Here is a 14,924-nt window from a genome sequence, read left to right as displayed (position 1 = left end):
CGGCCCCGGCCACCGGGCCGCTGAGCCCCGACTCCCGGACGCGCCAGCCCGGGCGGGCCGGCCGGTCCGGCCGCCGCGCCCGGGCCGCGTCACCGCCGTCCGCGCCTGGCCTGCTCAGCCCCGGCGGAACCAGCGCCTGACCGCGCTCCGCCAGGTCCGGCGGGGCCTGGTCGGCTCGGGGACGGGCGGCGCGGGCGTGGCGGAGGTCAGCACCGGCTGGGGCAGAGGCCGCCGCGGGGCCGGGTTGGCGGGTTCCAGCCCCGCCACGCCGAGCGGCGGGCGCGGCCCGAACTCCACGGGCAGCGCGACCAGGTAGCGGGTCCATGTCGTGGCGCGCCAGCCCAGGTCCCGTTCGTCGACGGCGAGATGGAGGTCGGGCAGCCGCACCAGCAGGGTGTCGATGGCGGTGTCGGCGATGGCTCGCGCGATCTCCCGCCCGGGGCACTCGTGCGGGCCGCCGCCGAACGCCAGGTGCGAGCGGTTGCCGTGCATGGGCACGGCGAGGTCGGGCCGGACCGCCGGATCGATGTTCCCCGCGGCGACGCCGAGCAGCAGCATGTCCCCCGCCCGCAGGGACTTCCCCGCCAGCTCGGTGTCGTGGACGGCCCACCGGGCCGGGATCACGATGGTCGGCGGGTCGTCCCACAGCACCTGCTCCACGGCCTCGGCCAGCGTCATCTGCCCGCCGTTGAGGGAGGCCCGGAACCGGGGGTCGGTGAGCACCATGCGCAGGGTGCTGGCCAGCAGGCTGGTGGTGTTCTCGTTCGCGGCGAGCAGCACCAGCCACAGGAGGTTCACGATCTCCTCGTCGCCGAGCCGGGCCGGGTGCTCGATCAGCCAGGACGCCAGGTCGCGTGCCGGGGCCCGGTGCTTGGTCGCCAGCAGCTCCGCGAGCTTCTCCCTGATGAACGCGCTGGAGGCGATGGCCTTGTCGGTCCCCTTCACCAGCTCGGTGGCGGCCTCGACCAGGCTCGGACCGTACTCCTCGGGCATGCCCAGCAGCCGGGTCAGCACCAGCATGGGCAGCTGCTGGGCGAACCGGCTCACCAGCTCGGCCTGCCCGGTGGCGGAGAACTCGTCGATGAGGCTGTTGGCGATGCGGGTCACATGGCGCCGGACGCCGCGCCGGTCGAAGCGGTCCATGCTCTCGGTGACCGCGTCGCGCTGCCGGCGGTGCTCGTCGCCGTCGGCGGTCATCCGGTCCGGATTCCAGCCGATCACCGGCAGCAGCGGCGAGTCCGCCGGGACCTTGCCCTCCTTCAACTGGTTCCAGTGGCGGGAGTCGTGGGAGAAGCGGCTGGGGGTGCGGACGACTTCGAGGATCTCTCGGTACCCGAGCACCAGCCAGCCGGGCAGGTCCCCGATGAGCGAGACGGGCGCCACCGCGCCGTGCTCGGCGCGGAGTTGCTCGAAGACCCGCAGCGGGTCGGACTCGTAACCAGGTCCGAAGAGGCGGACCACGCCGCCCGGGCCGGTTCCCGCGTGGGCGGGGCACCCGGGGGGCGGGGCGGGGGACGGCGCGGTGCGGACGGAGTCGAAGGGTGGGGTGGTCACGGGTGCTCCGGGGTCGCGGTGGCAAGGGAGTGGAGGTAGCGCATGAGGGTCATCAGCGCGTCGCGGCTGGAGGCCCGGTCGCGGGCGTCGCAGTCGATCACGGGCACGGCGTCGTCGATGTCCAGTGCCGCACGCAGCTCCTCCGGGGGGTGCACGGGGGCGTCCGGGAAGGCGTTGACGGCGACGACGAAGGGCACTTCCCGGTCCTCCAGCCGGCCGATCACGTCGAAACTGACCTCCAGCCGCCGGGTGTCGACCAGGACCACGGCCCCCAGCGCGCCTTCGAACAGCCCGTTCCACAGGAACCAGAAGCGCTCCTGGCCGGGGGTGCCGAACAGGTAGAGCACCAGCTCGTCGTTGAGGCGGATCCGGCCGAAGTCCATGGCCACGGTGGTGGAGGTCTTCCGTTCCACCCCGGCGATGTCGTCGATGCCCACCGCAGCCTGGGTCATCGTCTCCTCGGTGGTCAGCGGCCGGATCTCGCTCACCGACCCGACCAGCGTGGTCTTGCCGACGCCGAAGCCCCCGACGATCACCACCTTGACCGCGGAGGCGACCGAGGCGGGCAGGATGTCCTCGCTGCGTGGCCCGCTGAACCGCACAGGGTTTCCGGCGAGGGCCTCAGAGGTTTTGAAGTCCATGCATCACCGCCTCCAGGACGTCGATGTCGGGCAGTGTGGCGGCGGGGAGCGGTGCGCGGGCCTCGATGTGGCCGCTGCCCAGCAGCTCCGCGAGGACCACCGTCACCGAGCTGACGGGCAGATGGATGTACGCGGATATCTCCGCCACGGACAGCGGGTAGTGGCACATCTGCAGGATCGCGGCGTGCTCCGGCCGGCTGTCCGCTTCCGGCCCGCGCCGGGCCACGATCAGGGTGACCAGGTCCAGGTCGGATCGCTGCGCGGCGGCGCCGCCGGGGGTGACGACGAAGAGCCGCTCGGGGCCGCCTTCCGGGTCTTTGCCCGGTTTCCGGCCCGCCGTGCCGGCTTCCGGTGCCTCCTGGGGGCCGTGGGGTGACGTGCTGTGTGGTCCGCCGCTCATGTGACCTGCCCGTCTGCCCGTGGGGGGCTGGTGAGATGTCCGCCGATGCGGGCGACGAGGTCCCGCATGCTGTGGCCCATCAGTCCGGCGTCCACGCCGCTGTCGGCGAGCACCGCCAGGTAGGCCCCGGCACCGGCCGCCATCAGGTAGAAGAAGCCGCCGTCGGCCTCGATCACGACCAGCCGCATCTGCCCGTCGCCCTCGGGGAACTCCGCGGCGACCGCGGAGGACAGGCTCTGCAGCCCGGCGCAGGCCGCGGCGAGCCGGTCGGCGGCGTCGGGGTCGTCGTCCACGCCGTAGTAGGACATGCACAGACCGTCCGAGGACAGCACCAGGACGTGCCGGGTCTCCGGGACGCCCGCCGCCAGAGCCTTGAGCATCCAGTCCATGTTGAGCCGCTGCTGTGTCACGTACTTACTCGTCCTTCCCTGACGAATCGTCGGTGTCCGGGCCTTCCCGGCCGGCGGACGGCGTCTCCCCGTTGAGTCCTCGATAGAAGCCGGTCAGCCACATTCCGGGCTGTACGGGCTGGTCGTCGTGGGGCACGCGGGGCCCGTCACCGACCGTCATCGGGCTGTAGGCACCGGGGTCGGGGGCGGTGGGCCTGGGTCGTGCGGCCCCGGCGGCGTACCGGCTGCGCAGGCCGGCCCCGGGGCGGCGACGGCGCTGCGGCAGGCCGCCGGTTCCGCCGCCGGTGCCCGGGGAGGCCGCGGGTTCCGCGGCGGGCCGGCCGGGCAGGTTGATCTGCGGCCGCAACTTGGGCTTGGGCGGTGGCAGGACCGCGGCTTCGGCGATCCGTCCGCCCGGGGCGGGGGTCGGGGCGGTGATGTCCGAGCCGACGATCAGGACGGCGCGGACCCCGCCGTAGGCGGACCGGCGCAGCGTGACCTTGAAGTCATGGGCCCGGGCGAGCCGCGCGACGACGGCCAGGCCGAGCCGGGGCGATTCACCGAGGTCGTCCAGGTCCAGCCCGCCGTCGACTCCGGAGAGCACCCGCTCGGCGCGCCGCGCGGCCTCGTCGGTCAGGCCGACGCCGGCGTCCTCGATCTCGATCGCGACTCCGGACTGCACCTCGCTGGCGGTCAGGTGTACGCGGGTCTGCGGTGGCGAGTAGCGGGTGGCGTTGTCGAGCAGCTCGGCGACGGCGTGGATGACCGGTTCGACACCGGGCCCGACGATGGCGATCTCCGCGACCGAGTGCAGGTCGACCCGGCGGTAGTCGAGGATCCTGGACATGGCGCCCCGGAGCACGTTGAACAGCGGCACGGTCCGCCGCCACTGGCGGCCCGGCCGGGCGCCGCTGAGCACGGCGATACTGTCCGCCAGGCGTCCGATCAGCGCGTTGCCGTGGTCGATGTGGAGCAGGTCGTTGAAGACGATGTGGTCGGCGCCGTGCTTGTCCTCCATCTCCCGCAGGTCATAAGCCTGTTGGTGGACGATGGCCTGGACCCGGCGGGCGATGTTGACGAAGGCCCGCTGGGCGGAGTCCCGCAGCGCCTCCTCGGCCTCCACGGTGTCCAGCACGGCGCGCAGCAGGACGCGGTGGGCGGCCGCGAAGTCGGGCTCGACCGGGGCGTCGCAGACGATGGCTTCCAGTACGTCGTCCACGCTGATGCCCTGCTGCAGCCGGGTCACCGCGGTGGGCAGGACGTCCTTGGCCAGCCGCACCATCTCCGCCTGCTGGTCGGCGAGTCGGCGCCGCAGCAGCGCCTCCTGCTCGGCCTGCCGCTCCTGGAGTCGGGCGATGGTCCGGCCGCGGCGTATCAACTCCCCGGTGAGGACGGCCACCGCCACCACCGCCACGAGACAGCTTCCCGCGACGGGGGCGCGGGCCTCGGCGGGGGCCAGCGCCACGGCCGCGCCCGCGCAGACGGCGGCCAGGACAGCGGGGAGCGACCACAGGGGGTTGGTGGAGGACCTGCGGCCTTCGGGAGGCGTACCGACACGAACCATCGACATCCTCAAATGCACTCAGGGAAGGGAAGGGCGGCCTGCGAGGGCGTGTCGGGCACCAAGGTGGCGTCCTCGAACACGGGCACGGGCCGTAGTCGTCACAGCGCGCTGCGCAACACGGAGCTTAGCTAGGTCCGTGGCATATTGCGGCTCGAGCGCATATCTCACCGGCATGTACTCAAGTGCGAATTTCACATCGGGAATTCGCCCTCAGAAGCCGTGATGCGGACAGAGGCGGCCATGCTTCCGCTCCCGGAGCACCTGGGCCCGTAGTCGGGTAAAAACGGCAGCCGCCCGGCCGCGCGAGGAGGCTCGCGCGGCCGGGCGGCTCGGAGGTGATCCCCGGCGCGACCGGCCGGTCATTCCGGGGCGGCGGCCTTCCCGATGGCTTCGGAGGGCCCGGTGGCTTCGGCGGGTCCGGTGGCTTCGGCGGGTCCGGTGGACCCGGGGGGCGTTGCCGGCGTGCCGGCGGTCAGCTCGCGCAACTCGGTGAGCGCCTCGGCCAGCCAGGCGGTCCGGAACGACTCCAGCCCGATGCCGGCCCGCAGCACCAGGTGGCGCAGCCGGTCCTCCTCGGTGTTCCGCTCCGGCGGGAAGTGCCGCCGCTGGATGTCCTGGTACTCGGCCAACTGCTGCCGGTGCAGCGCGAGGTGACGTTCCAGCTCGGCTTCCAGGCCCTCGGTGCCGACCACCGCCGCGGCGCGCAGGCGCACCAGCAGCGGGTCGCGCAGCGGCCTCGGGTCCTGCCCGGCCGCCGCCCAGGCGACCAGCTCCTCGCGCCCGGCCGGCAGCACCTCGTACTCCTTCTTCTGTCCCCGGGTGGGCTGCGCGGACGGCAGCGCGCGGATCAGCCCCGCCTCTTCCAGCTTGCCCAGCTCGCGGTAGATCTGCTGGTGCGAGGCGGGCCAGAAGTAGCCGATCGACTTGTCGAATCGACGGGTCAGCTCCAGCCCCGACGACGGCTTTTCGAGCAGGGCGGTGAGGATGGCGTGCGGCAGGGACATGTCCGCATCCTAGGCAGTGGTCACAGGGCCGCGGCCAGTTCGGTGCCCTGACGGATGGCCCGCTTGGCGTCGAGTTCGGCGGCGACGTCGGCGCCGCCGATGAGGTGGACGGTGCGGCCGGCGGCGCGCAGCTCCTCGTACAGGTCGCGCCGCGGCTCCTGGCCGGTGCACAGCACCACGGTGTCGACCGGCAGCACCGTGGCGGCGCCGTCGACGGTCAGGTGCAGCCCCGCGTCGTCGATCCGGTCGTACCGTGCGCCGGCGACCATGGTGACGCCGCGGTGCCGCAGCTCGGTGCGGTGGATCCAGCCGGTGGTCTTGCCGAGCCCGGCGCCGACCTTGCTGGTCTTGCGCTGGAGCAGGTGCACCGAGCGGGGCGGCCGGGGCCGGACGGGCTCCCGCAGCCCGCCCGGGGCGCGGTACTCGGTGTCGACGCCCCACTGGGCGAGGAAGGTCCCGGCGTCCGGACCGGCTCCCTCGCCGCTGTCGGTGAGGTACTCCGCGACGTCGAAGCCGATGCCGCCCGCGCCGATGATCGCCACCCGCTCGCCGACCGCCGCGCCGTCGCGCAGCACGTCGAGGTAGCTGAGCACGCTGGGGTGGTCGGCGCCGGGGATCTGCGGGGTCCGGGGGGTGACTCCGGTGGCGATGACGATCTCGTCGTAGCCGCCGGAGAGCTGCTCCGCGGTGACGTGGGTGTTCAGACGGACCTCTACGCCGCGCAGGTCGAGCTGGGTGCGGTAGTAGCGCAGGGTCTCGTCGAACTCCTCCTTGCCCGGGATCCGGCGGGCGATGTTCAGCTGTCCGCCGATCTCCCCCGCGGCCTCGAAGAGGGTCACCGTGTGGCCGCGCTCGGCCGCCGAGACCGCGCAGGCCAGGCCCGCGGGTCCGGCCCCGACCACCGCGATGTGCTTGGCGCGCCGGGTCGGGGAGAGCACCAGCTCGGTCTCGTGGCAGGCGCGCGGGTTGACCAGGCAGGAGGTGATCCGGCCGCTGAAGGTGTGGTCCAGGCAGGCCTGGTTGCAGCCGATGCAGGTGTTGATGGTCTCGGCGCGGCCCGCGCGGGCCTTGGCCACGAACTCGGGGTCGGCGAGCATCGGGCGCGCCATGGAGACCATGTCGGCATAGCCGTCGGCGAGCAGCTGCTCGGCCAGTTCGGGGGTGTTGATGCGGTTGGTGGTCACCAGCGGGATGGTGACCGCGCCCATCAGCTTCTTCGTCACCCAGGTGAACGCGCCGCGCGGCACCGAGGTCGCGATGGTGGGGATGCGGGCCTCGTGCCAGCCGATGCCGGTGTTGATGATCGTGGCGCCGGCCGCCTCGATCCCCTTGGCCAGCGTGATCACCTCCTCCAGCGAGGAGCCGCCCGGCACCAGGTCGAGCATGGACAGCCGGTAGATGAGGATGAAGTCGGGGCCGACGCGCTCGCGGATACGCCGGACGATCTCCAGCGGGAAGCGGGTGCGGTTCTCGTAGGAGCCGCCCCAGCGGTCGGTGCGGTGGTTGGTCCCGGCGGCGATGAACTCGTTGATCAGATAGCCCTCGGAGCCCATGATCTCGACGCCGTCGTAGCCCGCGAGCCGGGCCAGCTCGGCGGTCCTGACGAAGTCCTCGATGGTCGCCTCGACCTCGTCGTCGGTGAGTGCGTGCGGCTCGTAGGGGCTGATGGGCGCCTTGATCGCGCTGGGGGCCACCAGCCCCGGGTGGTAGGCGTACCGGCCGAAGTGCAGGATCTGCAGGCAGATGCGGCCGCCCTCGCGGTGCACCGCCTCGGTCACCGCGGTGTGCTCCGCCGCCTCCGCCTCGGTGGTCAGCTTGGCGCCGAGCTCCCACGGCCGGCCCGCCTCGTTGGGGGCGATGCCGCCGGTGACGATGAGGCCGACGCCGCCCCGGGCCCGCTCGGCGTAGAACGCGGCCATGCGCTCGAAGCCGTGCTCGGCCTCTTCGAGCCCGACATGCATCGAGCCCATGAGCACCCGGTTGGGCAGCGTGGTGAATCCCAGGTCGAGCGGGCTCAGCAGGTGCGGGTACGGGCTCATGGCAGGCGCCTCCTCGGGCGGTGTCGTCCGTCCAGTTGTAGACCCCCGGAGCGGTTTATGCAACAAGTTGCAAAAGGACGGGACGAGGCGCCGCCCGGAACATCCGGCCACTGGACCCAACTCCCGGAAAATCAGCGGGAATCGGCGTGCAGGGTCGGCGCGGGTCGGGCATTCTGCCTTCACCGATAACCGGCCGGGCGCTCCTGGGCCGGCCGGGTCGCCGAGGCACACACGGGGGGACGGGGCGTGTCGGAGTCAGCGATGGGCATGGGCCTGCGAGGCCGCAACGGGATCATCACGCTCGCCGGCCAGTGCCTCGGCCTGCCTCCCGGCGCGGAGCGTCCGGTGATCATGCTGCTGGGGCCGCGCGGCAGCGGCGCCAGCGAGGCACACAGCGCGCTGATGGAGCAGTTCGGCGCCGAGCATCCATTCGCGTACGTGAATTTCGGGGGCGAGTCGCTGCCGCCGCGCTATGCCCTGGCCCTGCTCGCCCGGCAGCTGGAGCGGAAGCTGCCCCGCTACCGGCGCTCCTCCTTCCCCCGGCTGACCCTCGGGCTGCTCGCCTCGGACCACGAGCTGCGGATGACCAGCCTCGCCGAGGGGCGGCGGAGCATCCGCCGGGAGCTGGACCACTTCCAGGAGCGGACCGAGGCCCGCCACGGTGACTACCTCGCCGCCTTCTTCGAGGTGGCCGGCGGCGCGGTGGGGGCACCGGAGGGAGCCTCGACGGCGGCGCTCGCCCTCCTGAGGGACGCCCTCCGCCACGGCCGACGGCGACTTCCCGGTCGCAAATTCACTGGGAGTGCCGACTGGTACGGCGACCATCCCCTCATCCGCAGCCAGGACCGCTGGGACGCCCTGGTGGAGCTGAACCTGTGGCGGCACGAGGGGGACGAGGCGGACCAGGAGCGGCTGGACCGGGTGCTGTTCTCCGCCTTCCTGGAGGACCTGCGGCAGAACGCGGCCCGCTCCTTCATGCCCCGCTCCTACCTGCTGCTGCTGGACAACTCCCACTCCGCGCACGGCCGCCGCTTCCTCGACCTGCTGATCCGCGCCCGCCACGACGACGCGGTGGTCGCCGGCACCCTCTGCGATCCGCTGACGGTGGCCGCGAGCGCCAACCGCTGGCTGCCCCGCTGGGGCCCGGCCACCGGCGACCAGTGGCCGTGGATGCTGCGCGGTCCGGACCGGGCCTCCCTCACCGACTGGCGCGAGCACCGGCCCGGCCGGGACAGCGACGACACCTGGTGGTATCCGCTGCGGCTGCGCGACCTGACCCTGGACGAGGTACGGGTGCGGATCGAGCTGGAGCTGCACCGCCACCCCGATCTCGCGCCCTTCACCCGTCTGGCGCCCTTCGTGCACCGGCTGACCGGCGGGCTGCCGCGGGCGGTGCGGCAGGTGCTGGACGTGCTGCGGCAGCCCGGCGTGCCACCCGGGGACGGCCCGGACCAGGACCGCTGGCTGCGCACTCTGCCGGACCGGACGCTGCGCGACGGGGAGGACGCCCGCACCCTCGCCGACACCGCGCTCGATCATCTGCTCCAGGGGTTCGACGGGGCCCGGCGGGACACCCTGGCCGAATGCGCCGCGGCCTGCGACCTGTCCATCGGCACCCGGCTCCTCAGCCGGGGCGACACGCTGTTCGGCGAGATCCGCGCCCGCTGGCTGCTGCTCGGCCCCGGAACCGTGCTGCCGACCCTGCACCCCTGGCTGCGCCGGCTGCTGCTGTGGCGGCTGGCGGACCGGCCCGGCGACTGGCACGCGGTCCATGAACTGCTCGCCGAGCACTTCCGGTCCGAACGGCGCCCGGTCCAGGAGATGTACCACCGGCTGGCCTGCGCCCAGGTCGACGCGGTCACCGACCATCTGGTGCGGCGCTTCCCGGCGGTGCCGGCCATCCAGTGGATCAGCGAGTTCAACACGATCACGGCGGCCCCCAACGCGCTGCCCCGCGACGGCAGCCCGCTGGAACTCCTCGCCCGGCTCGTACCGGACCAGCAGCCGGGCGCGGCACTCGGCGCCGACGCGGTGATCCGGGAGCTGGTCCTGGCCCGCTGGGTGTGGAGCGATCCGCTCGCCGACCCGGGGATGCGCCTGAACGACATGATCGCCGACGGCTTCAACCAGCTCTCACGCATACGGAGGAGCGACATCGTGGCTCTGTTCAACGAGGCGGAACGCTACCGCCACTGGCGCCATCCGCTGACGTCCACCAGCGAGGGATGAGCGGCGATGCCCCGACTCGAATGGCCGCTGCACATCGTGCGCAGAGCGGTGATAGCCGCCGTGGTCGTCGCCGTGATCGCGGTCGTCCTGCCGCTGGCCTGCGACCGGATCGAGGACGCCCGGGCCCGGTGCGCCGACGGTGTGGTGAAGCGGGGGGCGACCAAGGAGTGCGTGGGGGTCACCGACGGCTCGTACCGCTTCGCCGACCACCTCGACGCCGTGGTCAAGAAGATCAAGGCGGAGAACGACCGGGTGGCCGAGAACGCCGACGAGCAGCCGTACGTCAGCGTCGCCTACATGACCTCCTTCACCCTCACCGATGACGACAGCAACTCCGCGGAATCGGTGCGGCACGAGCTGGAGGGCGCCTATCTGGCGCAGTACCGGCACAACCAGGGGGATCTGTCGGGCACTCCCAAGATCCGCCTGCTGCTGGCCAACACCGGTAGCAGCGCCGGGCAGTGGGAGCACACCGTCCAGGAGCTGATCCGCCGGAAGGACTCCGGGGACCATCTGGTCGCCGTGGTCGGCCTCGGGCCCAGTACCGACCGCACGCTGGCCGCGCTGCACCGGCTCTCGGACCACGGCCTCGCCATGGTCGCCAGCACCATGACGGCCACCAACATCCACGACATCGACGGCTTCGTGCGGGTGTCGCCGACCAATGTCGACGAGGCGTACGCGGCCGCCGCCTACCTGAAGCGGGAGAAGATCCGCACCGCGGCCGTCGTCCAGGACGTCGCCGAGCGCAATCTCTACGCCAGAACGCTCGGCGACGCCTTCGTCCGGGTCTTCCCCGACGGGAAAGGCCGCCACCGGCTGGTGTCGGAGCGGATGACCTTCGACTCCTCGGTGCCCAGCGCCTGGGAGAACGAGCTGCGTTTCATCCCCGGGCAGCTCTGCCAGAAGAAACCGCAGGTCGTCTACTTCGCGGGCCGCGGACAGCACCTGACGCACTTCCTCGACGCGATCGCCAGCCGCACCTGCCCGGAGCAGCACTTCACCGTGATCGCTGGCGACGACACCACCAATCTCACCGCGAAGGAGCTCGCCCACGCCGCCCGCACCGGGGTACGGGTGCTCTACACCGGGCTCGCCCACCCCGACATGTGGACGAGCGCGCCCAACAACGTGTCCGCTCCCTCGGCACGGCACTTCCTCGAACACGGCACCCTGGACCGCTGGTTCCCCAACGACGCGCGGGACGACGGCCAGGCCATCATGGCCCATGACGCCGTGCTCGCCGCGACCCAGAGCATCCGGATGGCCGCGCGCTGGGAGGGTTCGGTGACCGGTGAGGCGGTGGCGCGGATGTTCCATCAGATGGACGGCGACCAGCGGGTGCCGGGGGCGAGCGGATTCATCTCCTTCCAGAACAACGGCAATCCACGCAACAAGGCGGTGCCCATCCTGAGCCTGAACCGGCAGGGCCGGGCGGAGTTCGTCGAGGTCTCAGCGGCCCGGGGCGAGCCGCCTCGCACCTGACCCGGACCCGATGACCGGGCTGATGACCGGGCTTCCGGCGGTGCGGCGGCGTCAGACGACGGCGCGCTCCGGCATCGGCAGCTCCAGGGAATCGATCTCCAATACGCACCGGGGAATGCTGGAACCCAGACGTGGCTGATGAACGAAGATCCTGAACGGGGTGGGCGGCTCGTCGGGCAGCTCGCTCTCCACCACGCTGGTGCCCTTGCCAGGCATCCGCTCCAGGGCCGTCTCCTTGCCGTCGACCAGCACCTCGATCTCGTGCGTCCGGCCGCCGCGCACCGTCACGGTGATCGAGTGGCCGTGGTGATCGACATGGAAGTGGTGGCTCAGTGGCATGGCGCACCTCCTCGATGACGCTGCTGACGAGCCTGGGCCGGTGGTGGGCCCGTGACCAGCCTAAGTCGGGTGGGCCGGGCGCGCCCACGGCCGACGGTGGCGGTGCCACCCGGCAGCGCCGGACGGGTGGCCCGCCGTCCGCCGTTCCGGTGACATCCGGCGTCGTCGCGCTGTGGCGCCTTCCCTTCCGCGCATACATATGACCGTCTGATCGATTCCCCCTTCCCCTCCCCCTGTGGACCGAACGATGTCCCCTCACGCACGCCCCCACATACGCCCGCCCCAGGCGCGCCCCCGCACCCGCTCCGTGCGCCTGCGCGCACCCGCCCCGGCGGCACTGCTGATCGCCGCGACCCTCGCCCTGGCCACCGCCTGCTCCGGCGGCACGTCCGGCGGCGGGCGGAGCCAGGGGAACCCCTCCGGGGCGGCGGCCCTGGCGCGCACCGGGTCCCGCGACGGATTCACCCTGCTGGCCACCGGTGACCTGCTGATCCACGCCTCGGTGATCCGCCAGGCGCAGGCCGACGCCGGCGGGCGCGGGCACGACTTCGGCCCGATGCTCGCCGCCGACCGCCCGCTGGTCTCGGAGGCCGACCTGGCGATCTGCCACATGGAGACGATCTACGGCCGGAAGCGGGGGCCGTTCAGCGGCTATCCGGCCTTCAAGAGCCCTCCGCAGGTCGCCCAGGCCGCCAAGGACCTCGGCTACGACTCCTGCTCCACTGCCTCCAACCACACCCTGGACGACGGGGCGGACGGGGTGACCCGCACGCTCGAGGCGATGCGGCGAGCCGGTCTCGCACATGCCGGATCCGCCCGCTCCGCGGCGGAGGGCCGCACCCGTACCCTCCTCAAGGCCGGGTCCGCCACCGTCGCCCACCTGGCGTACACCTACGGCACCAACGGAATCCCCGTGCCCAAGGGCAAGCCCTGGCTGGTCAACCTCATCGACCGGGCACGGATCGTCCAGGACGCCCGCGCCGCGCGCCGCGCCGGGGCCGATGTCGTCGTGGTCAGCATGCACTGGGGCACCGAGTGGCAGGAGGAACCGGACGGCCAGCAGCTCTCGCTCGCCCGGGAACTCACCGCCTCGGCCACCGGCGGCCGCCGCGACATCGACCTCATCATCGGCACCCATGTCCACGTGCCGCAGGCCTACGAGAAGGTGAACGGCACCTGGGTCGTCTACGGCATGGGCGACCACATCGCCGGGGTCATGAAGGACCCGCGGGGCCAGATGAGTTCCGCTCCCCGCTTCACCTTCGCGCCGCCCACCGAGGAGGGCGGGCCCTGGAGGGTGTCGAAGGCGGAGTTCATCCCGCACCTGGTCGCCAACGACCCCATCGAGGCGGTCAACCTCCCCCGCGCGCTGGCGGACGACCCCGGCAACAGGCGCTACGCCGACGCGCTGAAACAGATCCGGGAGACCGTCCTCAGCCGGGGCGGCAAGCAGGACGGCCTCACCATGGGCCGCTGACCGCCCCCGTCGACGACCGCGCCCCGCACCCACGGAAGGTCCCCGCCCATGACCAGCGGCAAGCGCTCGACGGGCACGCGCCACCAGCGGACGCTGCGCGCCCTGCTCGACCGGTGCGGCCGGACCTATGCCGACGAGGCGGGGATCAAGCTCAAGGACACCCCGCAGCCGCTCTACCAGCTCCTGGTCCTCACGCTGCTGCTGAGCGCCCGGATCCGTGCCGCCACCGCGGTGGACGCAGCCCGGGCGCTGTTCGACGACGGGCTGCGCTCCGCCCGGCGGATGGCGGAGGCGAGCTGGCAGCAGCGGGTGGACGCGCTGGGCCGGGGCCACTACCGGCGTTACGACGAGCGCACCTCGACCCAGCTCGGGGACGGCGCCGAGTTCCTGCTCGACACCTACCGCGGGGACCTGCGGCGGCTGCGCGAGCGGGCGGACGGCGACACCGGCGCGGCCCGCCGGCTGCTCCAGGAGGTGCCGGGGCTGGGGCCCACGGGCGCCGACATCTTCCTCCGCGAGGTGCAGGGCGTATGGCCCGAGATGGCCCCGTACATCGACGGCAAGGCGCTCAAGGGCGCGGACCGGATCGGCCTGCCGACCACCTCCGGGGCGCTGGCCCGGCTGACCGACGCGCACGACCTGCCGGTCCTGGCCGCGGCGCTGGTGCGGGTGGCGCTCGACCGCGGCCTCGCTGACGAGGTGACAGGCGCCGCCGAGAACTGACCCGGCGCCGCGCCGCCCGACGACGCCCCCGGCCCATCGCCGACGACGCGCCCCGGGGTCGGTGATCGGCTCCACCGGCATGTCTGCTAGTCAAGTGTCTGACTCAATGGACTCAGTTCGTCATTGGCTAGAGCGCGACGCGAGGATGTGACCGGTGAACGAAGGGCAATGGCTGGCGGAGCGGTTCGAGGCCCATCGCGCCCATCTGAGGGCGGTGGCCTACCGCATGCTGGGCTCGCTGTCCGAGGCGGAGGACGCCGTCCAGGAGACCTGGCTCAAGCTCAGCCGCTCGGACACCAGCGAGGTCGAGAACCTCGGCGGCTGGCTGACCACCGTCGTCGGCCGGGTGTGCCTGGACATGCTGCGGTCACGCACCTCGCGGCGGGAGGACCTGCACGAGGATTTCCACGGCGTGCAGCTGCCCGACCCGGTGATCAGCAGCCCCGACGGGCTCGACCCCGAGCAGGAGGTGCTGCTGGCCGACTCGGTCGGCATCGCGCTCCTGGTCGTCCTGGAGACCCTCGACCCCGCCGAGCGGCTCGCCTTCGTGCTGCACGACATGTTCGCGGTGCCGTTCGGCGAGATCGCCACCATCGTCGGCCGCAGCCCGGCCGCCGCCCGCCAGCTCGCCAGCCGGGCGCGCCGCCGGGTGCAGGGGGCCACGCCGGCTCCCGAACCCGAGCCCGACCTGGGCCGGAAGCGGAAGGTCGTGGACGCCTTCCTCGCAGCCGCTCGCGGCGGGGACTTCGAGGCGCTGGTCGCGGTGCTCGACCCGGATGTCGTGCTGCACGCCGATGGCGGCCCGGCCCCGGTGGCCATGATGGCCTCGCGGGTGGTGCGCGGCGCGCGGGTGGTGGCCGAGCAGGCGCTCACCTTCGCGCAGTTCGCCAAGTACGCCAGGCCGGTGCTGGTCAACGGCGCCCCGGGCCTGGTCGCGATGCCGGGCAAGGACCTGTTCTCGGTGTCGAGCTTCACGATCGTGGACGACCGGATCACCGAGATGCACATCCTCGCCGACCCCACGCGGCTGCGCGGGCTCGACGTGTCCTTCCTCCAGGAGTGACCGGCGCACCGGGAAGG

General features: G+C 72.6%; 13 protein-coding genes. 5 read left to right on the top strand and 8 right to left on the bottom strand.

The features are described 5' to 3' along the window. Positions 1-114: 114 nt before the first annotated feature. The 7 genes from AC4BDD_RS27305 to AC4BDD_RS27275 form a co-directional block, all read right to left on the bottom strand. Complete coding sequence (locus AC4BDD_RS27305) at positions 115-1,554, bottom strand: cytochrome P450 (protein WP_490688118.1); 1,440 nt, start codon at positions 1,552-1,554, stop codon at positions 115-117. After that, positions 1,551-2,195 (bottom strand): GTP-binding protein, encoded by a 645-nt coding sequence (locus AC4BDD_RS27300; RefSeq protein ID WP_490688117.1) that lies wholly within the window; start codon positions 2,193-2,195, stop codon positions 1,551-1,553. The genes AC4BDD_RS27305 and AC4BDD_RS27300 overlap by 4 nt, the downstream gene beginning before the upstream one ends. Next, entirely contained in the window at positions 2,176-2,595 is a 420-nt protein-coding gene (locus tag AC4BDD_RS27295) for a DUF742 domain-containing protein (RefSeq protein ID WP_490688116.1), read from the bottom strand. The genes AC4BDD_RS27300 and AC4BDD_RS27295 overlap by 20 nt, the downstream gene beginning before the upstream one ends. After that, complete coding sequence (locus AC4BDD_RS27290; RefSeq protein WP_490688115.1) at positions 2,592-3,005, bottom strand: roadblock/LC7 domain-containing protein; 414 nt, start codon at positions 3,003-3,005, stop codon at positions 2,592-2,594. Before AC4BDD_RS27290 ends, AC4BDD_RS27295 begins: the two co-directional genes overlap by 4 nt. A 4-nt stretch (positions 3,006-3,009) precedes the next feature. Further along, positions 3,010-4,548 (bottom strand): ATP-binding protein, encoded by a 1,539-nt coding sequence (locus AC4BDD_RS27285; RefSeq protein WP_490691953.1) that lies wholly within the window; start codon positions 4,546-4,548, stop codon positions 3,010-3,012. A 359-nt stretch (positions 4,549-4,907) separates the two neighbouring features. Then, complete coding sequence (locus AC4BDD_RS27280; protein WP_490688114.1) at positions 4,908-5,552, bottom strand: PadR family transcriptional regulator; 645 nt, start codon at positions 5,550-5,552, stop codon at positions 4,908-4,910. Between the two features lie 20 nt (positions 5,553-5,572). After that, positions 5,573-7,591, bottom strand: coding sequence for an NADPH-dependent 2,4-dienoyl-CoA reductase (locus AC4BDD_RS27275; RefSeq protein ID WP_490688113.1), 2,019 nt, complete (start codon positions 7,589-7,591; stop codon positions 5,573-5,575). Between the two features lie 246 nt (positions 7,592-7,837). On the opposite strand from AC4BDD_RS27275, the gene AC4BDD_RS27270 reads away from it, so the two are divergent. Together AC4BDD_RS27270 and AC4BDD_RS27265 are read left to right on the top strand one after the other, a co-directional pair. Beyond that, complete coding sequence (locus AC4BDD_RS27270) at positions 7,838-9,820, top strand: hypothetical protein (protein ID WP_490688112.1); 1,983 nt, start codon at positions 7,838-7,840, stop codon at positions 9,818-9,820. 6 nt (positions 9,821-9,826) lie between these two features. After that, positions 9,827-11,305, top strand: coding sequence for an ABC transporter substrate-binding protein (locus AC4BDD_RS27265; protein WP_490688111.1), 1,479 nt, complete (start codon positions 9,827-9,829; stop codon positions 11,303-11,305). Positions 11,306-11,356: 51 nt separating this feature from the next. Here the strand turns inward: AC4BDD_RS27265 and AC4BDD_RS27260 are convergent, their stop codons facing one another. Then, positions 11,357-11,644 (bottom strand): hypothetical protein, encoded by a 288-nt coding sequence (locus tag AC4BDD_RS27260; RefSeq protein WP_490688110.1) that lies wholly within the window; start codon positions 11,642-11,644, stop codon positions 11,357-11,359. Between the two features lie 247 nt (positions 11,645-11,891). Between AC4BDD_RS27260 and AC4BDD_RS27255 the strand changes: the two genes are divergently transcribed. The 3 genes from AC4BDD_RS27255 (at position 11,892) to sigJ (ending at position 14,907) form a co-directional block, all read left to right on the top strand. After that, positions 11,892-13,121, top strand: coding sequence for a CapA family protein (locus tag AC4BDD_RS27255; protein ID WP_490688109.1), 1,230 nt, complete (start codon positions 11,892-11,894; stop codon positions 13,119-13,121). Positions 13,122-13,169: 48 nt separating this feature from the next. Further along, complete coding sequence (locus tag AC4BDD_RS27250) at positions 13,170-13,844, top strand: endonuclease (protein WP_490688108.1); 675 nt, start codon at positions 13,170-13,172, stop codon at positions 13,842-13,844. Between the two features lie 154 nt (positions 13,845-13,998). After that, positions 13,999-14,907 (top strand): RNA polymerase sigma factor SigJ, encoded by a 909-nt coding sequence (gene sigJ, locus AC4BDD_RS27245; protein ID WP_490688107.1) that lies wholly within the window; start codon positions 13,999-14,001, stop codon positions 14,905-14,907. The last annotated feature ends 17 nt before the right edge of the window (positions 14,908-14,924 follow it).

The organism is Streptomyces sp. JLBT605 (assembly GCF_058215555.1).
Note: the sequence above shows the minus strand (reverse complement) of the source record. Positions and strands in the feature narration are given on the sequence as shown.

Coding starts and splice junctions, on each gene's coding strand:
- AC4BDD_RS27295 (WP_490688116.1), bottom strand. CDS start 2,595: ATGAGCGGCGGACCACACAGCACGTCACCCCACGGCCCCCAGGAGGCA.
- AC4BDD_RS27265 (WP_490688111.1), top strand. CDS start 9,827: ATGCCCCGACTCGAATGGCCGCTGCACATCGTGCGCAGAGCGGTGATA.
- AC4BDD_RS27300 (WP_490688117.1), bottom strand. CDS start 2,195: ATGGACTTCAAAACCTCTGAGGCCCTCGCCGGAAACCCTGTGCGGTTC.
- AC4BDD_RS27275 (WP_490688113.1), bottom strand. CDS start 7,591: ATGAGCCCGTACCCGCACCTGCTGAGCCCGCTCGACCTGGGATTCACC.
- AC4BDD_RS27285 (WP_490691953.1), bottom strand. CDS start 4,548: ATGGTTCGTGTCGGTACGCCTCCCGAAGGCCGCAGGTCCTCCACCAAC.
- AC4BDD_RS27255 (WP_490688109.1), top strand. CDS start 11,892: ATGTCCCCTCACGCACGCCCCCACATACGCCCGCCCCAGGCGCGCCCC.
- AC4BDD_RS27280 (WP_490688114.1), bottom strand. CDS start 5,552: ATGTCCCTGCCGCACGCCATCCTCACCGCCCTGCTCGAAAAGCCGTCG.
- AC4BDD_RS27260 (WP_490688110.1), bottom strand. CDS start 11,644: ATGCCACTGAGCCACCACTTCCATGTCGATCACCACGGCCACTCGATC.
- AC4BDD_RS27250 (WP_490688108.1), top strand. CDS start 13,170: ATGACCAGCGGCAAGCGCTCGACGGGCACGCGCCACCAGCGGACGCTG.